Genomic DNA, 24,205 nt, shown 5'->3' with positions numbered 1-24,205 from the left:
AGAGAATGATTAATCTAGACGAAATCATCGCCATCGACTTCCACACACACGCGGAAGAGCCCTGCTCTTGTGATCGTGATGACGGCTACTTTGAGTTCCAAGAAGCGTTCGCGAAGTACTTCAAGAACCCAGCTGGCCACAACATGATGCCATCACCCGATGAGACTGCGGCTTACTTCCGTGAGCGCAAGATCGCATCGGTTATCTTCCCAGTAGACGCAGAACGCAACACCGGCTTCAAGCGTTACGAAAACGAAGAAGTAGCGCGCATCTGTGCTGAGAACGATGACATCCTTATCCCGTTCGCATCAATCGACCCTGCTAAAGGCCGCTTAGGTGCTCGCGAAGCGCGTCGTCTTGTTCGTGAGTTTGGTGTGAAAGGCTTCAAATTCCACCCAACCATGCAGGGCTTCTACCCGAACGATCGCTCGGCGTACGTTCTATACGAAGCGATCGCTGAAGAGGGTGCTATCGCCCTATTCCACACTGGTCAAACCGGTGTAGGTGCGGGTGCTCCAGGCGGCATGAACATGCGTCTTAAGTACTCTCAGCCAATCTACCTAGATGACGTCGCTGCGGACTTCCCAGACATGACCATCGTTATGGCACACCCAGCCTTCCCATGGCAGGAAGAGCAGCTGTCAGTACTGACACACAAGCCAAACGTCTACATGGATCTATCTGGTTGGTCTCCGAAGTACTTCTCACCAATCCTGCTGCAGTACATGAACAGTATGCTTAAGAAGAAGATGCTGTTTGGTTCTGACTGGCCTGTCATCACACCTGATCGCTGGATTGCTGACTTCGAAAAACTCGACGTTAAAGAGGAGGTAAAACCTCTGATCATGAAAGAGAACGCTGCACGCATTCTCGGTTTGAAATAACCTTTCAAACTGACAAAAACGGGCCTCTAGGGCCCGTTTTTTATTGTCTGAACTCACTTACTGCACTGCTTATTTGTCATACTCAATCAAGAAGGCTTGGAGTTTAGCCAGTTCGATCGGTTTAGAGATCACGATATCAGCGCCGGCCTCTAACATAAGATCGGTCTCTGCGCCGATGGTGGCTGCCGTCAGACCGACAATGGGGCCAGTATAGCCTCTCTCACGCAGCCCTTTCACTAGACCGTAGCCATCCAGTTCCGGCATAAAGATATCAGACAACACCAGATCAAAAGCACCCTCGGCATAGGCGTCTAGGGCCTGTTGGCCATCGCTGTTAACAACCACACTAGCGCCCTGCTTTTTCAACATCTTGGCGGTTAGCATCTGGATGACGTTATTATCCTCTGCCATCAAGACTCGCTTACCCTCCAGTGGATTATCGATCGGCACTGGAGTTTCACTAGTCTGTTTGGATAGATTGACCACTAACTCGATCACAAATTCAGCGCCGCCCTGTTCAGAGGTTTCATAATGAAGATCCCCGCCCATCAAAGCCACTATCTCTTTGCAGACAAACAGACCCAAGCCAGTTCCCTCTGCGTTAGTGTCACCGCGTTGATATGCCTCAAACAGAGTATCTATTTTAGAGTCAGAAATACCCTTACCGTTATCTGAGATTCGAATCGTCAACGCCTTGGTGTGATCCCCTTTTAATTCGCTACTGGCATGGAGGTGAACCTTATCCCCACCCGAGTGAATGATGGCGTTTTTAATGAGGTTCGCGGTGACCTGTCTGAGTAACGAAGACTGAATATGAACTGTGTCACTGGTTAAACTCGTTAAGTTCGCGGTAAGTTCGACACCCGATCGCTCTGCAAGACCCGACAGGTTTGCAACCTGAGCCGTGAGAATTTCATCTATCACAACATCTTTAAATGCGGCTTGCGCCATACGTTCCGGCTGAGCCACTGCACGCAAAGTATCGATTACACCCAACAGATGCTCAATATTGCTTCCGACAAGCGCATTATCCAGCGTCTCTCCCTCTTCAAGATCATCCAGCATCATCTGCAGACTGGCCGCTGGGGTGCGCAATTCATGGCCGATTACGGCGTACATCTGCTTTTGCCGCTCTTGTTCGGCAAGTAATTTTTGTGAAGCTGATACCGCTTTTTCCTTAGCCTTGTGCTCTTCGGTAACATCGATTGATGTACCAAAGGCAAATAACTTATCGTCTTTTAATAGGGTTGTTGCCGTTACTTTCACAACAATAGGATCGGAATTTACCGGTTGATAAGTGTGAGTAAACGACGTCACCGCCCCGATACCAGCCTCGATAGCATGCTGAACATTTGCATTAAACCCTGTTCGCTCATCTTCAGGTATTTTAGACAGAACCTGATCCATCCCAACCGTATCCGTATCAGAGAGACCCTCGCGAGCCATCAAAACTTTGTTACCCGTCATTGTTCCAGACTCTAGATCAACCTCAAAGAAACCGAAATTCCCACTTTCAGCCATAAGATCCAACAACTGGTTTTTCTGTTGCGCCGATCTCTGTGCATTAGTCTCATCAGTTATATCCAAAGATAAGCCAAGGAATGAAACTCGACCATTGAGCTCTCGCCTGATTCGAGTCACACGGTAGTAATGCAGATCGCCATTAGCCAAGTAAAACGGGTGCACAAAAGATTGCAGTTCACCCTTGTTAGAATGAGCCAAATCCTCTCTGGATTTGATAAAAGCTTGTCTAATATCTTCCGTCTGATGAGCGTAAAAGAGCTCTATTGAACGCTCCTCATCTGAGTCATCAATACCCAATCGCTTAGCGACTTCAGAATTACATTTAAAGGTTCGAGTCCCAGGGAAGAACTCAATCAAACCAACTCCACCAGCATTTGAAATAAGATTGATTTGGTCGGTTAAGTCTTCGGCCTCTTTGGCGAACTGAACCTCTTCAGTGATATCAATTGAAACACCGATAAATAGCTTTTCACCCTCACGTTCTATGGACTGACCGACCACTTTAAAATTACACAACACTCCACTTGGCTGGATACGCATATCGTGAACAAAATTCTTATGAGTGCCTACCGGACCTTTGATTAGTTTATCAAACACTTCACTAATAGCTGCCAGACTCTCCTCTGGAAAGCAGTGCGTATAGTCGCTAAACACTATCGGGGTATCAGACTCCGACAGACCGAATCGAGATGAATTGACGGCATCCCCTTTTAAAATTCCAGTTTCCAGACCGTATTCAAAAAAAGCGATGTTAGCCTCAGATGAAACCGCCTTTTGTCGAGCACTTTCCTCTTCAAACCATTTATTAGAGTTCATATGTTGACTTAACAGTTGAAACAACACCTCAAGCCCAATGATCGTCAACCCGGTAAAGGTGACGAACTGAAGCAGCACTCGAACCACTGATAGATCAAAGATAAAAACGGCAGCAGCGCCTACTGAGGCATTCATTACGGCTAAGAGAGCAAAGACCGCAAAACGAGGAAGCAACAGACACATCAACAGTGTGATGATCAGGCTGTAGGTATAACCTACCGTTGGGTTTGAATAACGAAGCGTTGCCACTGCACCCGCTATAAAGATAACCAGGATCGAAATCATTAGTCGGTGCTGATAACGCAGCGGAATAGAACGCAGCGACGCTATGATCAAACAGATGAACAAGACACCCTGGGCCATCACTGGCCCGAACGAACCATCAATAGCGATAGCGCCCCACAGGCTCAGCACAAGTGCTGGCAGCGATAGCAACACCATAAAAAAGGCGACTTTAATCGCTAACTTGTCATAAATCGTTTTTGAAGCACTGTTCATATATCAACCAACTTTTAACTATTTTGCGTTGCAAATTGCAAATACATAGAGAGAATTTGCAAAATAACACCGCTCATTCGAAACAGATGGGGCTAAAACAGCTCAATAAAGCCCTAAATAAAGTTAAGCAATTTTCAGGCCAACTTATCCTCAACTAGAACGCTTTTGATTAAACAGCATCAAACCAAGTACCAACGCAACAATCGGGAAGATCACCAGATTAAGTACCTGCCAACTGGTCGAGTTGAGCAGCAAACCGGACATAAACGAGCCGACCGCGACAATTGAGAAAATCAAAAAGTCGTTTAAACCTTGGGCAACGCTCTTATCCTCTTCCGGAACGCTCTGCGCCACCAACGCCGTCGCACCAATGAAGCCAAAGTTCCAACCGATACCCAACAGAATCAGCGATCCCCAGAAGTGGGTCAATTCCAAGCCAAACAGCGCGATCAATCCAGAGAGTGCAATGAGTAGAAGTCCTATGGCTGTGATACGCGCTTTGCCATACTTAGCCATTAATTTCCCGGTAAAGAAGCTCGGCGCAAACATTGCCAACACGTGCCACTGAATTCCCAGCGCCGCTTGATGCACCTCGTGACCGTGCGAGACCATGGCGATCGGTGCGGCCGTCATAATAAAGGCCATTAGGCCGTAGGAGACCACACCGGCAGCAACCGCTGTCAGATAGGCTGGGCGCTTAAGCAGAGCCAGCGCTTCCAGCTTTGAGCCACCCGACTTCACTTTAGAGGTAGACTCTACCGGTTTCAGCTGAGTCAGCAGCACAATGGCCAGCAAACCCAACACGGACATGGACAGGAAGCTACCGGCATATTGCGCCTCTAGTGCGCCTTCGGTCCAGACAACGACCTGTGGACCAATAATCGCAGCCGCTAGACCACCAATCATAACGCGTGATATCGCCTTACCTTGTTCTTCACTCGCCACCCCTTCGGTAATGGCAAACCGGTAGCTCTGAACATGCGCCGCGTAGAAACCCGCCAAGAAGGTACCGCTACAGAACCAGATAAACGACTGGTTGATGATCGACGTCCCCGCGACAATGCCCGCCAATACGCAGACCATGGCGGCAAACAGATAAGCGGCTTTTCGACCGAACTGTCGCACCATAAAGGCCGCTGGCAAAGTACTGAGTGCAACACCTAAATTGAACAGAAACACCGGCATGGTGATCAGATCTTGCGGTGCATTAAGAGAGAGACTGACCAGGCCGCCCAACGAGATGATGATCGGCGGGGTCGAAGCCCCTAGTGCTTGCGCAACGGGGTAGAGTTTTACATTGGTTGAGGCAGAAGACATAAGATTTCCTTAAAAGCACTAGTGCTGTGTGCGATAACAGGCTAAGTTCTCATATAGGGATTAGTGTTACAAGAAGGATTTACAGCCCATGGCACGTATTAAAATTGATATGCCCGATAACTACCTATTTTCGACGGTAATGGATGTTCGTATCAGCGATATCAACTACGCAAACCACCTAAGTAACGACAGTGTGCTGAGTTTTGTACACGAGTCACGTACCCGTTTTTTGCGACAGTACGGATATACAGAGTTGGACGTGGAGGGGTTAGGCATCATCATGACCGACAGCGCCATTGTCTACAAAGCGGAAGGCTTCCATGGTGACCAAATCCAGATCGACATCACGGTCGGGGACTTCAACAAGTATGGCTGCGACATCTTCTACCTGATGACCAACAGAGCCACAGCCGTTGAGATAGCCCACGTAAAAACTGGCATCGTCTTCTTTGATTATGACGCACGCAAAGTGGTGGGATTACCAGAGGCGTTTCGAGCTAACTTGTTAAAAGAGGCTTAGTCATGCAGTTAATGCTCTCACATACCTCGCCCTATGCACGGGCGGTGCGCATCGCGATCATGCTTAAAGGGCTAGACTCAGAGTGCAGCATGGTTTGGGTTGATCCCGCATCAAACACTCCTGAACTGGTTCAGGCCAACCCCAGTGTCAAAGTCCCCACGCTGATTCTGGATGATGGCACTACCCTGACCGAAACCCTGCTGATCATGCAGTACTTGGAGCGCCGCGCACCCAACCCTCCGCTTTTTCCCAATGCTCAAGCCATTCAAGAGATGTCGCTGGCAGGCAGAGCCATCGGTTTACTCGATGCAACCGTCTGGATGATGCTCTTTAACAAATCACTGGCGACTGACGAGAACCGTAACAGCGTACTACCTACTCGTCGCTTACGAGCCATTGAACGCCTGTTAGATGAGCTCGCTGAACACCCGCCAAGAGTCGTTGGAGCCACGCCTGGAATGGGCCAGATACTATTACTGTGTGCGCTTGAATACTTAGAGTTTCGCTTTCCAGAAATGAACGCGACCGAAAGAGCGAAACTGGTAGAGTGGTGTAAGCCGTTAAAAGCATCTGAGCCGTTTCATCTGACCGAGTTTTATTGACGGTGTCAGCGAGCTCCCAAGGTCTTGGTGACTGGCTTCAGCCTGTCATCCGCTCACTACAAACAGTGAATCTCTAGAAAAGGCTGCAACAGCAGATGACAGGCTAAAGCCAGTCACTTTCCTGCTGTTTACTCATCCGGTGGGTATTCGTAGCTGTGTGCCAGGTTCTCGAAACGGGTGTACTTACCGATAAAGGCCAATCGAGTGGTACCGATCGGGCCATTACGCTGCTTACCAATGATGATCTCTGCAACGCCTTTCTCGGGTGAATCTTCGTTGTAAACCTCATCACGGTAGATGAACATGATGACGTCGGCATCCTGCTCGATCGCGCCCGATTCACGAAGGTCGGAGTTCACTGGGCGTTTATTTGGGCGCTGCTCTAGGGAACGGTTAAGCTGCGACAGTGCCACCACTGGACAGTTCATCTCTTTCGCTAGCGCCTTCAACGAGCGAGAGATCTCAGAGATCTCGGCAGTTCGCCCTTCACTCTTACCGGTCTTAATCTGCATCAACTGCAGGTAGTCGACCATAATCATGCCGATTTCACCATGCTCACGCACAATACGACGGGCACGGGTTCGCATCTCGTTGGGGCTGATACCCGGCTGATCATCAATATACAAGGGTTTGTTCTTCAGCATGTTGACGGCCGCAGTCAGCTTTGGCCAATCATCATCTTCCAACTGACCGTTACGTACACGCGTCTGGTTGATACGACCAAGCGATGACAACATACGCGTCATCAACTGAGCGGCAGGCATCTCAAGACTGAAGACTAGAACCGGCTTGTCATCCCCCATCAAGGCGTTTTCCACCAGGTTCATAGCGAAGGTGGTGTTATGGACACAAATATCTTCAGCGACAAAGTTGTGTAGTTCAGGGACGGTTAAATCATAAACCTGATCATTTCCAACATAATCGATCGAAACTATCTCATCCCAATATAGATCAGAACTAGAGAGACTCATCAGATAGCTATCATCAAAGAGCTCTGCATAAAAACGAGCTTTTTGGCGACTTAACGAACGCTTACTTACACCCTGTAAATGTGGATTAAATCCATTCGGACACTCTAACCCTTTCTGTGCAAATAGATCTGGCCAGCTCTGCTCGCCTTTCAGTTCAAGGATATAGTCGTTGACTGAATCCGGCAGTGCATCTCGGTTTGTGTGAGATCTTTTTAATGACAACTCAGCTTTGGCTTTTGCAAGACGATCCTCTTTACCAATCATTCCTATCTGATTGATAAAGGTTTCTATCGATTCGCGCGAAATCAGCTCAACTTCGAACTGGTCACGCTTGTGGTGCGTCTTAGTTCTTAGCTTGGCAACTATTCCAAAACGCAAAAGCAAATGTTGGATATCACTCGCTAGGGATTCACTGGCACTGCTGTAACTAATCCGAATCTGCCCAGTTGAACTGAATGAGACTCCACCATCACATGCAAAAATACGATTTAGGAAGAGCTTCAAATGACTTTTTGGCAAGCTAAAAACTGCTTCTGGAATAACCTTTTCATGCGCTAAACAACCCCAAACACCCTGCTCTTTCAAGAACACTGTCACCGGGTTAATTAACGTTGAACTAGACTCATAAACCTCATGAGTCTCCTGTTGAAATTCGCTTCCAAAAAAATCACAAAGGGACTGGTAACCTAATGGATTTGGCACAGAAACGGCATTACGCCAGGCACTAATTGTCGACGGCTGGAGTGATAATCTATTGGCTAACGACTTACCTGAGAGTCCAAACCTTTGCATCGCGTTTTCTAAATATGCTGCAAATCTAACTCTCATTAGATTGGTATTTTCAGAGCGCCCAGAAACACGGTAGCTTGGCGCACGATGATCGTAACTCGTACGAGTCACCTTAACCGAATTAAACTGTTCAACGGCCTGTTTAAAGTCAGCAACAATGGTTTTATTTACATTAGTAAAGATGGGGTTAGTTTGCGTGGTACCGCCATCGCTTAAGAAATAAGCCAGTGCTTTAACTTGATACTCTGGCAAGGGTGTCGAGCCAAAAATTGGCAGCACCCTTGGCACACCAATTTTTTCACCAGTGGAAATATCGGCTAGTTTCTTCCACCCTTTACCCGTTAAAAATGGGTGAGTTAACGTTGTTTTAATCGATCGACCGAGTGCGGTTTTGACTTCAAATACAGGTTTAACGCCGTCATCCACAAACTGTGAAGCACGGGCTTCCACTAACTTAAACTGATCATTAACTGCAGTAACTGAACCATATTGTTCGGCAACCATCTCATCGATCGTTAATCGTGAACCCGTTTTAGGATCGACTAATCGTGAACCTGAAACAATGCATTTACCCATCGAGGGCCTTGCGGCGACGATGATCAGATCTGACGGCTGGAGACCACCGGTGCGTTCGTTCAGGTCGTCAAAGCCAGTGGTTAGACCGGTCAGTGCATCGCCATTACTGAACAGCTCATCAATACGTTCAACGGCCGCTTTAAGCAGTGGGTTAACCGATTGAGGGCCACTCTGGTTGGGACGGTTCTCTGCAATCTGAAAGATCTTAGATTCCGCCTCATTCAACACCTCATCGGCCGAACGACCATCAGGGAAGAAGGAGGAGTCTGAGATCTCTGTTGAGACCGAAATCATCTGACGCAGCAAGGCACGATCGCGAACGATCTCTGAGTAGGCTCGAATGTTGGATGTACTTGGCGTGTTGCGCGCAAGATCAACTAGATACTCTAGCCCGCCAGCACGTTCCAGCTCGCCGGTACGGTCCAGCTCTTCAGAAAGCGTCACCACATCGATTGGACGACCTTGATCGATCAACTTCTGCATGGTGCGGAACATCATGCGATGCCCACCGGTGTAGAAGTGCTGTTCCAGACAGACTTCCGACACAACGTCCCATGCGTTGTTGTCCAACATCAAGCCACCCAGCACCGACTGTTCCGCCTCTATCGAGTGAGGGGGTACTTTGGCCTGTGTGAGATCGTCGTCTTGGAAATCGAGCATGGTCTAATTACTGCAGAAATAAAATGATTAGAGCAAGTAACTATACCTGTTTAGGCATAAAAAAACCGCGCCGAAGCGCGGTTTTTTTTAAGAAAGCGTCTGATTACTCAGCAGCGATCTTAAGGTTCACTGTAGCAGATACTTCTGCGTGTAGTTGAACAACGATTTCGTATTCGCCAATGTTACGTAGAACACCGTTTGGAAGACGAACTTCGCTCTTCTCTACTTCAGCACCAGCCGCAGTGATCGCTTCTGCGATGTCACGTGCGCCGATAGAGCCGAACAGTTTACCTTCATCACCAGCAGTAGCTGTGATAGTTACTTCTTTGCCTTCTAGAGCTTCACCGCGTGCAGTCGCAGCAGCAAGTGCTTCAGCAGCAGCCGCTTCTAGTTCAGCACGACGCTCTTCGAAGCGTGCAACGTTGGCAGCAGTTGCAGAAACTGCTTTACCTTGTGGGATCAGGTAGTTACGACCAAAGCCAGCTTTAACGTTAACTTTATCGCCTAGTGCACCTAGTTTACCGATCTTCTCGAGGAGGATAACTTCCATCTCTCAAACCTCATTTAGGCTGCAGGTATACCTGCAGTAAAAAATTAAACAATCACCCAAAGATAGCTATAGAGCTATCAATCACTATTAACGGTCGTGACCGTCAGTGTATGGAAGAAGTGCTACGTAGCGAGCGCGCTTGATAGCAGTAGCTAGCTGACGCTGGTACTTAGCTTTAGTACCAGTGATACGGCTAGGTACGATCTTGCCAGTTTCAGTGATGTAACCTTTTAGGACGTCTAGATCTTTGTAATCGATCTCAGTAACGCCTTCTGCAGTGAAACGACAGAACTTACGACGACGGAAAAAACGTGCCATCTGAATATCTCCTACTTAAATTATTCTTCAGAAGCTGCTGCTGGAGCAGTTTCTTCAGTTTTAGCTGGCGCTGGACGCTCTTCGCGACGAGGCTTACGCTCTTCACGTGCTTCAGCAGCTTTGATTGGAGATGGCTCTGTGATCGCTTCTTTAGTGCGAATAACCATGTTACGTAGCACAGCATCGTTGTAGCGGAACAAGTTTTCTAGCTCGTCCATTACAGCTTGAGTAGCTTCGATATTCATAAGAACGTAGTGTGCTTTGTGTACATTGTTAATTGAGTAAGCCAATTGACGACGACCCCAGTCTTCTAGACGGTGGATCTTGCCGTTATCGCCTTCGATCAGAGTCGTGTAACGCTCGATCATTGCAGGCACTTGCTCGCTCTGGTTCGGGTGAACCATGAACAGTACTTCGTAGTGACGCATTGTAGCTCCTTACGGTTTATTAGCCTTTGGATCGTCAGTGACCGGCCCCTTTACAGCCGATCTTTCCAAAAGCAAGGAGGTTGATATAAAAAAGGACGCGTGATCATACTGATCTGCGCGCCCTTTTGCAAGTCCAGTGCGGGATTATACGTCGTTGATCTCCACGCTGTGAGTAATCTCGACTCCACCGCCTTCCAACATCTTAGAGACTGAACAGTACTGCTCTGCCGATAAACGAGCCGCGCGCTCAACCGCGGCCGGTTTAAGATTGTGGCCAGTGACCTTAAAGGTCAGATGGATCTTAGTGAAGACAGCAGGCACAGCGTCTGCTCGCTCTGCATCAATGGAGGCAACACAGCTCACCACATCTTGGCGCGCTTTTTTCAGAATGCTCATGACATCAACACTGGCACAGCCACCTAAGCCAACCAGGATGTATTCCATTGGACGCGGCCCAGTCTCTAAATCACGATCAATATGTGCTTCAAACTTAGAGTCGGTAATCGCTTTAAAACGCTCTTCCCCTTCCCAGCTCACTTCAACATGCATAATAAAATCCTTTTATTTAAACAGCTCAGCCAGACGTTCACCCGGCACGTCGGCACGCATAAATGCCTCACCCACCAAGAAGGCGTTTACCTGATGCTGACGCATTAGCGCCACATCGTCGGGCCCTAAAATACCACTCTCGGTGACTACAATACGATCATCAGGAATGTCCGCCAACAGCTGTATGGTGGCATCTAAGCTAACGTCAAAGGTGTGCAAGTTACGGTTATTAATACCCACTAGGGTGTTGCCCAGCGGCAGAGAACGGAGCAGCTCGTCACGATCGTGCACTTCGATTAGCACATCCATACCCAGCGATATAGCTAGGTCGTTGAGCTCTTTCATTTTGGCATCATCCAGCGCCGAGACGATCAGCAGTATACAATCCGCACCCATGGCACGCGCTTCATAGACCTGGTACTCATCGACAATAAAGTCTTTGCGAATGACCGGTAGCGAACAGGCTGCACGAGCCTGCTGTAGGTACTCAGTAGCCCCCTGAAAGAAATCAACATCGGTCAATACCGACAGACAACTTGCACCGCCGACGGCATAAGATTGCGCGATATCAGCTGGGTGGAACTGTTCACGTAGCACCCCTTTACTGGGGCTCGCTTTTTTAATCTCAGCAATGACGGCCGAGCGACCTTCTGCCAATGCATTTCGCATCGATTTCACGAAACCGCGCGGATCAGTGGCACCGCCTCGGTTCGCTTCAATTTGAGCTTTCAGATCAGTGATAGAGACCTGCTCTGAACGCTCGGCAATCTCTTCAAATTTACGATCAATAATTCGGGTTAGTACCGTTGGGATATTTGACATTAGGCTTCCTTAAACGCCTGACTGAAACGAGCCAGCTCTTCCATTTTCGCTAACGCCGCACCGGATGCGATCGTCTCGACCGCCAACTGGACACCCGCTTTAAGTGATTCAACCTTGTCTGCCGCGTAGAGTGCAGCACCCGCATTCAGCGCTACCATATCGGCTGCTTTAGGGTTGGCACCACTCATCGCTGCTCGAATCAGAGCAAGACTTTCGTTCGCATCAGCCACCTGCAAACCTTCTAAGGTTTGCGCCTCTAAACCGGCGCTTTCAGCGGTAATTTCATACTCAGTCACTTCACCGTTTTTCAGCTCTGCCACCTGCGTTGTGGTCGCAAGCGAGATCTCATCCAGACCATCATTAGAGTGAACGACCAAAGCGTGCACGGCACCCAAGCTGCGCAAAGCTTCAGCCATTGGGCGACACAAAGACTCATCAAACACACCCATGAGGTAGTGCTTAGCACCCGCTGGGTTGGTCAGAGGACCCAGAACATTAAACAGCGTACGCATCGCCAACTCACGACGAGGACCGATGGCATGCTTCATCGCACTGTGATGCTGAGGCGCAAACATAAAGCCGACTCCCACCTCATCAATACAGCGAGCCACCTGCTCTGGGTTCAGCGCCAAGTGAATACCCGCCGCCTCAAGAAGATCTGCAGCACCTGATTTTGAAGAGACCGAACGATTACCATGCTTTGCTACAGTACCGCCCGCAGCTGCGACAACAAACGAGGTCGCAGAAGAGACATTAAACAGGTTTGAACCATCCCCGCCGGTACCAACAATGTCGACCGCTTGAGGGTCTGTGACACTCACCGGCACTGCTAGAGAGCGCATAACATCGGCTGCTGCGGTAATCTCTTCTACCGTTTCGCCCTTAATGCGAAGCGCTGTTAGAAAAGCACCAATCTGTGCGTCGGTCGCCTCACCTGTCATGATCTGGCGCATAGCCGCGGTCATCTCATCACGCGATAGGTGATGCCCCGCAACAACTAAGGCTAATGCCTCTTTAATATCCATGGTATTTCCTTTCTTCGTGCTCGCAGCGCACGCGCAACTGTTATAACAATCACTGTTATCTTTTGGTGATGCTGTACGATGCCCAATCCCAATCGGGTTCGCAACCTCTTTAGAAGAAAATCCTTAGCCTTTAGGCGATCCTAGACCAATTGCATTAAATGCAGAGCGAAGTAGAGCCAAGGAACCACCAACGCCATCGAAAGCGTCGAGACAATCCAATTTGAGTTAGCCAGATCAACATCCAAATCGTAATAGGCGCTGGCCACCACTGAGTTGACCGCAGGGGGCATGGAGCTCAATATCAACACGACGCCGAGCGCCAAGCCACCGGCGTATTCGCCCAATCCAACCAACCAGGCCATAGAGAGGGTCAACAGCGGTAACAGAGTGACGCGGGTAATGGCCACTTGCAGTGAATATTTGGCGTAGCGCGCGATACTGGTCACTTTCAATCCCAAGCCGACCGACACCAGCATACTGAAGGTCCCGATCGGAATGACCCAATCATTCGCACTGTCTAGAAATAGAGGGCGGTCTATTCCGCTGAGGTTAAACAGAAACCCAAGGCTAAACGCCGTTAAAATGGCGATAAGAAATGGCTGCTTAATCACCTTAATGAGTCGCTGAAAACGAGTCAGCCCCTCACTCCCTTTACCTGAAACCCACTGCGCGACCGGATACCCCACCAAAAAATAGAAGATCTCCTCAAACAGGCGATAGAGGGTAACCAATGCAAAACCTGCTTCACCCAAAAAGAGGTAGACCACCAAGGAGCCCATGGCACCAATGTTGGTAAAGCTGGTGGTTAGACCCATCACAGCGCGACCGGGACGATCCTGTTTATTCAATAGCCCTAAGCCATACCCCAACAGACCGCCGACTATCAAAGCAAATAGGCAGATCAAAGGCAGTGCCAGCAGAGTCGTATCGGTAAACTCGAGCACCCAGATCGCTAATAGAAAGGCGATGGGTATCATCACCATGATACCTAAATCACGCGTCACACGACTGAGTGTTGTTAACGCAAAAGGGAGCCTAATAAGAGACGCTTCAACGACTCTGCGCAGCAGGTAGCCACTGCCCAGACCAGCAAAAATAATGAACAGCGAAAAGGAGAGCTTATCCATAAAGCGCTAACCATCAATCCTTGAAAGTTAATAGCCAATTAGTGGTGAAAAGAGTCCAGTGACTCGACTACTTGATCTGGGTTGCACTCTTCAATAGGGCGCCCATGATTGTATCCGTAAGGCACTGCCAGAGCGGCTACGCCGGCAGCATGAGCGGCATTAATGTCATTGGAAGAGTCACCCACCATGAGCGATTCGTCGGCATTCACACCCGCTTTAACCATGATATCCAGTAACTGATCAGGTTCGGGCTTACGTTTAGGTAGCGAGTCGCCACCGCTCACAAAATCAAACAGATGAGCAATACCCACCCCTTCAATTAATGGTGTTGTGAACTGCATAGGCTTATTAGTAACAACCGCCAGCTTAATGCCTTTTTGACTCCAACGCGCTAGCGCCTCTTTAACCCCAGGGTAGGTACAAGCCGTCACGCCATTAGACGCTTCGTAGTAGTGAAGAAACAACTGATAGGCGTGCTGATACTCCGGCGTATTTTGAAGATCAGCTGGATAGTCCATTGCATCCGACAGCGCCCTAGCGACCAGCGCATGCGCACCATTACCAACCCAGGTTCGAATTTTGGCATCACCCGCCTCGGGTTTACCAACAGCTTTCAACATCTGATCAACCGCGACGGTAAGATCTGGAACGGAATCGACTAGAGTTCCATCCAGATCTAACATGATGAGCTTGGGCGCTTGATCGGCAAAGAGTCTCATCGCGTGGTAGCTAGCTCCGCTCGCATTGTGTCGATGGTTGCTTTGTAGTCATCGGTATTGAAGATCGCAGAGCCTGCAACGAACGTATCGGCACCCGCTTTAGCGATCTCTGCAATATTACTGGTCGTTACACCACCGTCTATCTCCAGTCGGATATCCAAACCAGACTCATCAATACGACGACGTGCTTCACGCAACTTATCCAGCGTTCCTGGAATGAACTTCTGACCACCAAAACCCGGGTTCACCGACATTAGAAGAATCATGTCGACTTTATCCATGACATGATCAAGGTAGTGCAGCGGCGTTGCTGGGTTGAACACCAGACCTGACTTACAACCCCCGTCACGCACCATCTGCAGTGAGCGATCGATATGCTCAGACGCTTCAGGGTGGAAGGTGATGTAGCTGGCGCCAGCATCAATGAAGTCACCGATAAGACGATCGACAGGTTTAACCATCAGATGCACATCAATTGGCGCTTTAATGCCATGGTTAACCAGTGCCTTACAGACCATTGGGCCAATGGTTAGGTTAGGAACGTAGTGATTATCCATCACATCGAAGTGGACAATATCGGCGCCTGCTTCCAATACGTTTTCAACCTCTTCACCTAAACGAGCAAAATCCGCTGACAATATCGAAGGGGCAATCAAAAAATCTTTCATGGGTCTAACCTAGCTGTTTAATTGGGTTCATTTTAAGTCAGTGCTAAAAGAGACAACAGAAAGAAAAACTGAAGACTCTTTTAATGGGCCGTTAACTGGCTTTGCGGACCTCTCGAATCAGGTCATAGGCCGCCTGGATCTCTTGTGCCTTCTCTTTAGCCAGCTGCATCATCTCTTCTGGCAAACCTTTTGAGACCAGCTTATCAGGGTGGTGCTGACTCATCAGCTTACGCCAAGCCCTTTTTACCTGTGCATCAGTGGCACTGGCATCGACACCGAGTACACCATAGGCCTCATCGATACGCTGCTGAGTCGGTGCACCACCCTGCCAGTGCTGATGAAAACTGCTTTGCGCCTGCATTCGACGAATCAGAGCATCAATGGCATCGCGTTTAAGACCCAGTCGCTGACAGATATCGACAATCACCAAACGCTCGGCATCGCTGATTTCACCATCGGCAAAAGCCGCTGCCATCTGCAATTCAAAAAAGATCATGCGCAGGTCATTACGGTGCCTAAAGACCGCAGCCAACGGACGCAACAGCGGGTCTAAGTCAAAGTCAGGGGACTTTCCGTCGGTAAAGTACTCTATCGCCTCTCTACGCTTGGACTCATCGAGCTGCATTCGATCCATCACGGAGCGGGCGTATGCGATCTCATCCTCGGTCACTCGCCCATCCGCTTTTGCGATACGCCCCATGACGGCAAAGGTCGCTCGAAAGAATATTAACTGTGGTGCCATCTGCTTAGCTGAACGAATGCCACGCTCTAACTGAAAGCCTAAAAAACCACCAAAAATCAGACCCCAGATACCACCGGTAAACAGGCCTACCAGTGCACCTAAGACTACACCGGTACGGTATCGAAAAATTTGTTCGCCTATGGCTTGAGGATTCATCAACCCGCCTCTTTCAAAAAGGTTTCAACATCGGCAAGGCGATCCACCGTACCCACATCATTCCAATATCCGCCTAGCTTAGCACCGGCCACTTTAGACTGCTCTATCATTCTGCGTAAAAGCGGCGCTAATGCCGCTTTTTCGTTAAGCGCCAACTCATCAAACTGTGAAGGTCGTAACAGACTCACACCCGCAAAAGTCAGCTTTTCGTCACCCTGAAGTGAGACTCGCTGATCAGACAGGGCAAAGTCGCCATCGCTGTGCCAGCTTGGATTATCAACCAACCAGAGTTTAGCCAGGTCGTCTGAATCCAGAGTTAAATCCAGATCTGAGTACTCTTGGGAGAGATAGACATCCCCATTGACCAAAATAAAAGGCTGATCTGAATCTTCTGATTTGAGCATCGGCAGAGCTTTACGAATACCACCTGCCGTCTCAAGAGGCTCCTGCTCAGCTGAATATCGCAGTGAGCAACGAAACTGCTCGCCACTGCCCAGTGTTCGCTCAATCTGATCACCGAGCCAAGCGTGATTAATCACAATATCAGTGATGCCCGCGCGAACCAGATTTTCGATCTGATAAACAATCAAAGGCTTTCCCAAAGCCGGTATCAAAGGCTTGGGGGTTGTTAGTGTCAGCGGGCGCATTCTAGTTCCCAAGCCCGCCGCTAAAATCATAGCTTTCACGGTTTTGGCCACTCTGAAGCGATATGCTGACCAAGCAGCTCGTGTTGACGCATGGCAGGTATCAGCCCAGATAGCGCCTCTTTTAGATCGGAGAATTCCGAATGGGTCGAAGCAGCTCGATAGAGGTATTCGAAGGTCAATGGAATATCTTTAAGGTAACCCGATTTCCCATCACGCAGGTATAGTCTGGAGAAGATACCCAACACCTTGAGCTGACGCTGCATGCCCATCAGATCGAAGAGCTTTTTAAACCCTACTGAGTCTGGCAAAGAGAAACCGACATCCATCAGCATGAGGCGGTAGTTTTCTACCCATTCAGCGACCGTTGACTCTGGCCACTCGATGTAGCTATCACGTAACAGTGACACCAAGTCATAGGTGACAGGACCGATCAATGCATCCTGAAAATCGATCACACCCAGTCCGCCATCGACTAACGGCATTAGATTGCGCGAGTGATAGTCGCGATGCACACAAACTTGAGGTTGACTGAACGCCGATTCGATCAACTGCTGATAGGTCTTCTCTAGAAGGCTATCCCAGCCCTCTGTGATGCCAAGCATCTCACCTAAGAACCACTCTGGGAAAAGATTCATCTCACGTGTCAGCACGGCGGCATCATAGTTGGGCAAGCCCTCAGCCGGCAGCATCTGAATACCCAACAGCGTCTCTAATGCCTGAAGATAGGACGCATCACCTTCGGATTTCAGGCGATCTAAGAGCTGCTGATCAGCAAAATCCTCCAGCAGCATAAAGCCTAAAGCAAGATCATCAGCCACCACTTCAGGCACATGAATGCCTTTTTCAGACCACTCTTTAGCGATACGCACAAATGGCTCTGAATTCTCTTTCTCTGGTGGGGCATCCACAGCGATTAACTCTGCTGTAGGTGTCGACGCACGGAAGTATCGACGGAAACTGGCATCACCGCTGACAGGGGTAATCTCTAGCTGGTCGCGATCGGCATAGGGCCAAACCTGTCTAGCCCAGTTTTTTAATTGCGCTTGGCGCGAACCCATTTACGTTAACCTCTGGTACTGAAGAGCGGGAATCTTTATTATAAGTGCCCAATATTACTCGACTTTTGAGGCTACTTAAACGTCGTCTCGGTAGCCAGCGGATCGCATTCAATGCCCTTCGAAAAAAACGCAATTACAAAAATCATTTTAGGCTTGGTTGTTGCAGGTGGTTCAAACGCCGCTAATGCAGCGGGCGCCTGGGACTGTCAGCAGACTGACCGAGGTTGGAGCTGCGGTGCTTCTGCCGATTACAAACCTGAACCGGTTCCGTTAACTCGCATCTCAGCAACTGAAGATGCGATCGAAGCACAGATCACAAAACCGCTGCCTAAACCGCTGCCAGAGCCCAAAAAAGAGCAAGAGCCCAAAAATTCTCTGACCGCCGAGCCAGAGCAGAAACCAGAACAGACAATCGCCGCCAAACCTGAACCCGTTAAAACGGACGCTAAACCAGAGCCTGACACAAAAGCTGTTGCAACGACTGCAACGAGCGTAGCGCCAGATGAACCGATTGAGGCAGTCACTCTTCCAGCTCGGGCCATCATTCGTGACCCAAGTGATGACCGACGTGACATCAATTTAGACTGGGTTCGTTTAGCACCTCTGGATGCTGAAAGACTGGTCTGCAAAGGTCGCTATGATGAGCCTGACATCTGGGTTGGCGATCTGGCTCCCGGTAACGAAGAGAGCAGCACCGTCATCAACGCTGATGAGTCCGATGCCGATCTCGATGGCTTATCCATTTTACGTGGCAACGTCATCATCGAAGAGTCTGGTCGCCAGATTAAGTCCAACCTTGCCGAGTTTGAAGCGCAATCGCGACAAGCCCTACTGCGTGGCGATGTGCGTTACCGTGAACCCAACCTGTTGATGACTGCAGATGCCATGTCTGCTGACCTGAACAATAAGATCGCCATCGCCAATGAAGCGCGTTTCGTCATGCATGATCAACATATGCGCGGTGATGCAGAATCGATGACTCGCTTTGGTGATCAGCGCGTTGAAGCCGAAGATACACTGATTACCTACTGTGAACCGGGTAATAACGATTGGGGTATTCGAGCTGCGCAGATGGAGCTCTATCCTCAAGAGGGGTATGGAGAGGCGTGGAATACCCGCTTTGAAGTTGCTGGTGTACCGGTCTTCTACCTGCCCTACTTCTACTGGCCATTGAATGACACGCGCAGAACGGGCCTACTCTATCCATCCCTCAGCACCAGCGAGCAGGATGGTTACGATCTGGCTCTGCCCTACTACTTCAACATTGCGCCTAACATCGATGACACGCTAACGACGCGCATCATCGAACAGCGTGGCGTACTGTTTGAAAACGAGGCGCGCTACCTCAACAGCTTCAGCATGAACACGCTGAATACCAGCTGGCTTCCCGATGATGATCTTCAGGGGAGTGAACGTTGGTTGATCGACTTCAATCATACCGGCACTCCGGCACCCAACTGGTCGAGTGATGTCAGCTTCACTCGCGTCAGTGATGACAACTACTTTGACGACCTAACGCCGGTAACGCTGGCAGTACCGGCTGCTGATGTACTTTCTCAGCGTGCTCAAGTAGCCTATAGCGGTAATGGCTGGAGTGCATCGGCACTGGTTAATGATTATCAGATTCTAGATAACTCAACCAGCTACAAGCGCATGCCTCAGCTCAACTTCAGTACCAGCCAAAGTCTGAATGAGACAGTGCTGAATCTCGCCGTGCAGTACACACAGTTTGATTCAACCAATGAGAGCGCAACCGACGGCAGTCGTCTTCATGCCCGCCAGTCAATCGGTTACAGCGCGGAGACCACTTGGGGTTACCTACGACCTGAAGCGGGCGTTTGGCACTCAAGCTATGACTTCTCAGATAATAGCAGTGCGTCGCACACCAACCTGTTTGCCTCGTTGGATTCAGGCCTGATCTTTGAACGTCAGGGCGAGATTGCCACTCAGACGCTAGAGCCACGCATCAAACTGATACATGTTGATGGTGAGGATACAGACACACTTAACTTTGACTCAGGCGCCCTTGGCTTTAGCTACGGCAACCTGTTCGATAATTTAGGCTACTCCGGTAATGACCGTGTCAGCCATACCGATCAAGCAACCCTAGGTCTAGAGAGCAAAGTCTACAGTCTAACGGGGCGTGAGCTGATCTCGGCAGGCATTGCACAGGCTCACTACTTTGGTGATCACGATGCTCGCCCAGGCGATTCAACCGGTACAGCAGATCAATCGGATTACGCTGTCTACGCCAGCTGGAAGCCCTCTGAAGTGCTGACGCTGAGCCATGACTCGCGCATTGATCGTGAAACAGCTGCGCTACTGACCGAAAACTATCGTGCCTACTACCGTCCAGATGATGAGCGACTACTCTACGCAAACCTACGTAAAACGCAGAGCAGTGACGGCAACAACACCTTCAACCAGATCGATCTGGCCACGCGTTGGCCGATCACGACAGAGTGGAGCGGCGTTGCACGATACACCCAAGATATCAAAGAGTCTGAAAACCTAGAGACGCTTGCCGGTATCGAGTACGAAAACTGCTGTTGGAAGGTCCGCTTTACCGGACAGCGAAGCATTGTCGACGGCAGCAGCGATTTCGAACGTGAGAACAAGTTCTACATTCAATTCATTCTTCGCGGTCTGGGCGCCTTTGGCCAGAGCGAAGGTCGTCAGTTCCTTGAGGATTTAACGGGTTATAACGAGGATGACCGTGACAACTTTTAAACATTTGATCGCATCGGCGATTTTTGCCCTCTCAAGCAGCTCCGTGCTTGCAGAGCCCGTTGCACTGGACCGTGTTGCCGTCGTAGTTAACGAAAGCATCATCATGAGCTCCGAAGTGGATCAGCGAATTCGTGATATCCGTGCTCAATTAACGGCACGTAAAGCTCAGCTACCACCCGCTGAGGTTTTGGCTAATCAAGTCAAAGAGCAGCTGATCATTGAGAGTATTCAACTGCAACTGGCAGAGCGCCAAGGCATTCGCGTCAGTGATAGTGAGCTGAACAGTACGATGAACCGCATCGCTCAGCAGAACAACCTATCCCTGAGTGATTTCCGTAAAGCGTTGATCAACGAAGGGCGTGACTATCAGCAGGTGCGTGATCAGATTCGTCGTGAACTGATCATTAGCCGTGTTCAGCAGAGCAACGTCAACCGTCGAGTTACCGTAACGGACCAAGAGGTTCAGAACTACCTCAATTCAGATTTGGCGAAGAACCAAGACCGCAGTGAATATCTACTGAGCAACATTCTAGTGGCTCTCCCTTCACCTGCGTCACCAGAACAGATTAAATCTGCTCAAGAGCGCGCCAACCAACTCAAAGCCGAACTGGATCAAGGCGCTAATTTTGCGGATCTAGCAGTACGCAGCTCGGACGCACCCAATGCGCTGAATGGCGGTGACCTGGGTTGGCGTAAAGCACAAGAGCTACCGACCCAAATATTCTCTGCTGTGTCGGGTCTATCAAATGGCGAAGTCTCTAAAGTGGTTAGAACCCCTTCAGGCTTTAACCTACTGCAGTTGCGCGAGCGTCGTGGCGATCAAGCCACACTGGTAACAGAAACTCGAGCACGCCACATTTTGGTAGCCCCTTCAGAGATTCGCACATCAGCACAGGCTCAAGCCTTCGCTGAAGAGCTCTACTCACGATACAAAGAGGGCGAGCCATTTGAAGAGTTGGCGCGCCGCTACAGCGATGACCCGGGCAGCGGCTCATTGGGTGGTGAACTGGGCTGGATACAACCGGGCAAGATGGTTGTTGAGTTTGAACAGCAGATGGACAAACTGGCTATTAATGAGGTGAGCGAGCCTTTCGAATCCCGCTTTGGCTGGCACATTGTACAAGTACAAGAGCGTCGCCAACAGGACTTCACCACTGAGATGCGTGAAAACCAAGCCCGCTCAGAAATCCGTAAACGTAAGTACGATGAAGCACTCTCCACTTGGTTACGTGAACTTCGCTCAGAAGCCTACGTCGACATTAAGGTGAAGTAGTGGCTCTTCGAATTGCACTGACCCCGGGCGAGCCGGCCGGCATCGGTCCAGACCTTTGTGTTCAGATTGCCCAGCAAGGCTCTGAGCACCAACTGGTCATCATCTGTGACCCTGACATTATTGTCGATCGCGCAAAACTCTTAGGCTTGCCGATCAAACTGCATGAGTTTGATCCAGACCAGCCTGCCGTTGGCTGTCAGCCTGGAGAGCTCTTTTACATTGGCACCCCATCGAATGCCGATGTTATTCCAGGCCAACTGGATCCGCTCAATAGCGTCTATGTTCTGAATACCCTTCGTTTAGCTGTAGACGGGGCTTTGGGTGGCATGTTTGATGCCATCTGCACAGCACCGGTTCATAAGGGTGTTATCAATGATGCCGGTTACCCCTTCACAGGCCATACAGAGTTTCTACAATCGCGTTGTGACGTCGATCAGGTTGTTATGATGTTGGCGACCGAAGGGCTACGAGTTGCTCTTACAACGACACACCTGCCATTATCTGAAGTGCCTCAAGCGGTAACGCAACCGCTACTTCGTTCGGTCATCGATATTCTGTTGGATGATCTGAAGCACTACTTTGGTTGTGACAAACCCAGCGTCTTGGTTGCAGGCTTAAACCCCCATGCTGGCGAAGGCGGCCATATGGGACGTGAAGAGATCGACACGATCGAACCGGTATTGAATAGCTACCGGGAACAGGGTGTTAACCTGATTGGCCCACTCCCTGCCGATACGCTCTTCACCGAACATCATCTAAAAGACGCTGATGCGGTGCTTGCGATGTACCACGACCAAGGGCTGCCGGTTCTCAAGTACAAAGGGTTTGGCCAAGCAGTGAACATCACCTTGGGTCTGCCTATTGTGCGCACCTCAGTCGATCACGGCACCGCGTTGGATCTTGCCGGCACAGGCAGAGCCGATGCAGGCTCTTTGCAGACCGCCCTTAGTTATGCTGCCGAGATGGCTTCTAACCGTAAACAATCATAGGTTGATATGAGCAGTAAAAACCCTGGGCACGTGGCCCGCAAACGTTTCGGTCAGAACTTTCTGCACGACCCTACTATTATTGGTCGTATCATCTCTGCGATTAATCCAAAACCTGAAGAGCACCTCGTTGAGATTGGTCCCGGTTTAGGTGCACTTACAGCAGAGATTCTAGAGCTCGCCGGTGCGCTGGAAGCGGTAGAGTTAGACCGTGATCTCGTCCCAGTCCTGCGTACCAAGTTTTTTAGGTATGAAGATAAGTTTAAGATTCACGAGGCGGATGCTCTCAAGTTTGACTTCTCGTCACTGCAACAAGATGAGCGCCCACTTCGCGTGATCGGCAACCTGCCCTACAACATCTCAACGCCGCTGATTTTCCATCTCTTGAGTTTTTCAGGATTGATCAGCGACATGCACTTCATGCTGCAGAAAGAGGTGGTGGAACGTCTAGCTGCACAGCCGGGGGAAAATCACTACGGCCGCCTTGGCATAATGGCGCAGTACTACTGTCAGGTAGAGAAGCTCTTTATCGTACCACCCGGCGCCTTTAATCCGGCACCGAAGGTCGATTCCGCCATTGTTAGATTGATTCCGCACAAAACGCTACCCATACAAGCAAAAAGTGCTGAGCTGTTGGCTGACGTTGTCAGAACCGGTTTCAGTCAGCGACGTAAAACTCTGCGTAACAATATGAAGGGTTGGATTACCGGCGAGCAACTTGAAGCCTTGGGTATTGATCCTGGATTACGCCCTGAGCGCCTCTCTCTCGCTGAATTTGTCGCCATCGCTGACGCGATCTATGATTTACGAAACAGCGCTGAATAAGCACTGCACGACGAGACTGTCTATACATGCAAGATTATGAACTGAGCCGAAACGTAGCGATCGATGTGACAACCGACTATCTGACCGACCAATCGGATCCAGAGACACATCGCTACGTCTTTTCGTACCACATCACCATCACCAACCATAACCCTATGCCTATCCAGCTACTGAGCCGCCGCTGGCTGATTACCGATGGTAATGAGAAGACACAAGAGGTATTAGGGGAAGGAGTTGTCGGTGAACAGCCCACCATTGAACCGGGCAAAAGCTACAGCTACACCAGCGGCACGGTCTTAGCGACTGAGGTGGGTGCCATGCAGGGTCACTACGACATGATCACCGACGAAAATGAGACCTTTCAAGCGACCATTGCCCCCTTCACACTGGCACAAACTCACGCGTTACACTAGGAGAACGGACTC

The 24,205-nt window shown here is 49.8% G+C and carries 23 protein-coding genes; 8 read left to right on the top strand and 15 right to left on the bottom strand.

Translation table 11 applies throughout. The annotated features are described in order from the left end of the window. Nucleotides 1–5: 5 nt before the first annotated feature. Nucleotides 6–884, top strand: a complete 879-nt coding sequence (locus tag XMG59_RS06830) for an amidohydrolase family protein (RefSeq protein WP_173481225.1) — start codon at nucleotides 6–8, stop codon at nucleotides 882–884. Nucleotides 885–953: 69 nt separating this feature from the next. On the opposite strand, the gene XMG59_RS06825 is transcribed toward XMG59_RS06830, so the two are convergent. Next, the gene (locus XMG59_RS06825) at nucleotides 954–3,722 is read right to left on the bottom strand and encodes a PAS domain-containing sensor histidine kinase (protein ID WP_173498419.1); all 2,769 of its coding nucleotides are present in this window, start codon (nucleotides 3,720–3,722) and stop codon (nucleotides 954–956) included. Between the two features lie 150 nt (nucleotides 3,723–3,872). Further along, the gene (locus tag XMG59_RS06820) at nucleotides 3,873–5,039 is read right to left on the bottom strand and encodes an MFS transporter (protein ID WP_173484357.1); all 1,167 of its coding nucleotides are present in this window, start codon (nucleotides 5,037–5,039) and stop codon (nucleotides 3,873–3,875) included. Between the two features lie 88 nt (nucleotides 5,040–5,127). On the opposite strand from XMG59_RS06820, the gene XMG59_RS06815 reads away from it, so the two are divergent. Continuing rightward, nucleotides 5,128–5,559 carry a thioesterase family protein gene (locus XMG59_RS06815; RefSeq protein ID WP_173484356.1) on the top strand — a complete coding sequence of 144 codons (432 nt, stop codon included), beginning with the start codon at nucleotides 5,128–5,130 and terminating at the stop codon, nucleotides 5,557–5,559. Nucleotides 5,560–5,561: 2 nt separating this feature from the next. Continuing rightward, complete coding sequence (locus XMG59_RS06810; RefSeq protein WP_173483038.1) at nucleotides 5,562–6,161, top strand: glutathione S-transferase family protein; 600 nt, start codon at nucleotides 5,562–5,564, stop codon at nucleotides 6,159–6,161. Between the two features lie 128 nt (nucleotides 6,162–6,289). Here the strand turns inward: XMG59_RS06810 and dnaB are convergent, their stop codons facing one another. From dnaB to XMG59_RS06745, 13 genes are all read right to left on the bottom strand, one after another. Continuing rightward, nucleotides 6,290–9,157, bottom strand: coding sequence for a replicative DNA helicase (dnaB, locus tag XMG59_RS06805; protein ID WP_173498418.1), 2,868 nt, complete (start codon nucleotides 9,155–9,157; stop codon nucleotides 6,290–6,292). A gap of 103 nt (nucleotides 9,158–9,260) precedes the next feature. Continuing rightward, a complete protein-coding gene (gene rplI, locus XMG59_RS06800) occupies nucleotides 9,261–9,707 on the bottom strand; it encodes a 50S ribosomal protein L9 (protein WP_173481231.1) in 447 nt (148 codons plus the stop codon). A gap of 87 nt (nucleotides 9,708–9,794) precedes the next feature. Further along, nucleotides 9,795–10,025 (bottom strand): 30S ribosomal protein S18, encoded by a 231-nt coding sequence (gene rpsR, locus XMG59_RS06795; RefSeq protein ID WP_173481232.1) that lies wholly within the window; start codon nucleotides 10,023–10,025, stop codon nucleotides 9,795–9,797. A gap of 20 nt (nucleotides 10,026–10,045) precedes the next feature. Beyond that, entirely contained in the window at nucleotides 10,046–10,453 is a 408-nt protein-coding gene (rpsF, locus tag XMG59_RS06790) for a 30S ribosomal protein S6 (protein WP_173481233.1), read from the bottom strand. A 144-nt stretch (nucleotides 10,454–10,597) separates the two neighbouring features. Beyond that, nucleotides 10,598–11,002, bottom strand: a complete 405-nt coding sequence (locus XMG59_RS06785; protein ID WP_173481234.1) for an OsmC family protein — start codon at nucleotides 11,000–11,002, stop codon at nucleotides 10,598–10,600. Between the two features lie 12 nt (nucleotides 11,003–11,014). Then, nucleotides 11,015–11,824 carry an indole-3-glycerol phosphate synthase TrpC gene (gene trpC / locus XMG59_RS06780; protein WP_173481235.1) on the bottom strand — a complete coding sequence of 270 codons (810 nt, stop codon included), beginning with the start codon at nucleotides 11,822–11,824 and terminating at the stop codon, nucleotides 11,015–11,017. After that, the gene (gene trpD, locus XMG59_RS06775; protein WP_173481236.1) at nucleotides 11,824–12,849 is read right to left on the bottom strand and encodes an anthranilate phosphoribosyltransferase; all 1,026 of its coding nucleotides are present in this window, start codon (nucleotides 12,847–12,849) and stop codon (nucleotides 11,824–11,826) included. The genes trpC and trpD overlap by 1 nt, the downstream gene beginning before the upstream one ends. Nucleotides 12,850–12,989: 140 nt before the next feature. Beyond that, a complete protein-coding gene (locus XMG59_RS06770; RefSeq protein WP_173484355.1) occupies nucleotides 12,990–13,976 on the bottom strand; it encodes an AEC family transporter in 987 nt (328 codons plus the stop codon). A gap of 38 nt (nucleotides 13,977–14,014) precedes the next feature. Continuing rightward, complete coding sequence (locus XMG59_RS06765) at nucleotides 14,015–14,695, bottom strand: phosphoglycolate phosphatase (RefSeq protein ID WP_173481238.1); 681 nt, start codon at nucleotides 14,693–14,695, stop codon at nucleotides 14,015–14,017. Continuing rightward, a complete protein-coding gene (gene rpe / locus XMG59_RS06760) occupies nucleotides 14,692–15,363 on the bottom strand; it encodes a ribulose-phosphate 3-epimerase (protein WP_173483045.1) in 672 nt (223 codons plus the stop codon). The genes XMG59_RS06765 and rpe overlap by 4 nt, the downstream gene beginning before the upstream one ends. 91 nt (nucleotides 15,364–15,454) lie before the next feature. Next, nucleotides 15,455–16,261, bottom strand: a complete 807-nt coding sequence (djlA, locus tag XMG59_RS06755; RefSeq protein ID WP_173498417.1) for a co-chaperone DjlA — start codon at nucleotides 16,259–16,261, stop codon at nucleotides 15,455–15,457. Next, nucleotides 16,261–16,938, bottom strand: coding sequence for an N-acetylmuramate alpha-1-phosphate uridylyltransferase MurU (gene murU, locus XMG59_RS06750; RefSeq protein ID WP_217363707.1), 678 nt, complete (start codon nucleotides 16,936–16,938; stop codon nucleotides 16,261–16,263). The genes djlA and murU overlap by 1 nt, the downstream gene beginning before the upstream one ends. 5 nt (nucleotides 16,939–16,943) lie before the next feature. After that, on the bottom strand, nucleotides 16,944–17,966 hold the full coding sequence (locus tag XMG59_RS06745; RefSeq protein ID WP_173481242.1) for an aminoglycoside phosphotransferase family protein: 1,023 nt from the start codon (nucleotides 17,964–17,966) through the stop codon (nucleotides 16,944–16,946). 111 nt (nucleotides 17,967–18,077) lie between these two features. Here XMG59_RS06745 and lptD point away from each other — a divergent pair, with 111 nt between their 5' ends. The 5 genes from lptD to apaG are packed head-to-tail and all read left to right on the top strand — an operon-like array spanning nucleotide 18,078 to nucleotide 24,193. Continuing rightward, nucleotides 18,078–20,696, top strand: coding sequence for an LPS assembly protein LptD (gene lptD, locus XMG59_RS06740; RefSeq protein WP_173498416.1), 2,619 nt, complete (start codon nucleotides 18,078–18,080; stop codon nucleotides 20,694–20,696). Then, entirely contained in the window at nucleotides 20,683–21,969 is a 1,287-nt protein-coding gene (locus XMG59_RS06735; RefSeq protein ID WP_371743733.1) for a peptidylprolyl isomerase, read from the top strand. Before lptD ends, XMG59_RS06735 begins: the two co-directional genes overlap by 14 nt. After that, on the top strand, nucleotides 21,969–22,958 hold the full coding sequence (gene pdxA, locus XMG59_RS06730) for a 4-hydroxythreonine-4-phosphate dehydrogenase PdxA (protein ID WP_173483049.1): 990 nt from the start codon (nucleotides 21,969–21,971) through the stop codon (nucleotides 22,956–22,958). The genes XMG59_RS06735 and pdxA overlap by 1 nt, the downstream gene beginning before the upstream one ends. A 6-nt stretch (nucleotides 22,959–22,964) precedes the next feature. Further along, nucleotides 22,965–23,780: a 16S rRNA (adenine(1518)-N(6)/adenine(1519)-N(6))-dimethyltransferase RsmA gene (rsmA, locus tag XMG59_RS06725; RefSeq protein WP_173498414.1), complete on the top strand. Its 816-nt coding sequence runs from the start codon at nucleotides 22,965–22,967 to the stop codon at nucleotides 23,778–23,780. Nucleotides 23,781–23,806: 26 nt separating this feature from the next. Further along, entirely contained in the window at nucleotides 23,807–24,193 is a 387-nt protein-coding gene (gene apaG, locus XMG59_RS06720; RefSeq protein WP_173481247.1) for a Co2+/Mg2+ efflux protein ApaG, read from the top strand. Nucleotides 24,194–24,205: the final 12 nt, after the last annotated feature.

It is taken from the genome of Marinobacterium sp. xm-g-59 (genome assembly GCF_013283315.1).
In the GTDB taxonomy this organism is placed as follows: Bacteria; Pseudomonadota; Gammaproteobacteria; order Pseudomonadales; family Balneatricaceae; genus Marinobacterium_E.
This window is presented reverse-complemented; position numbering and strand designations above follow the sequence as displayed.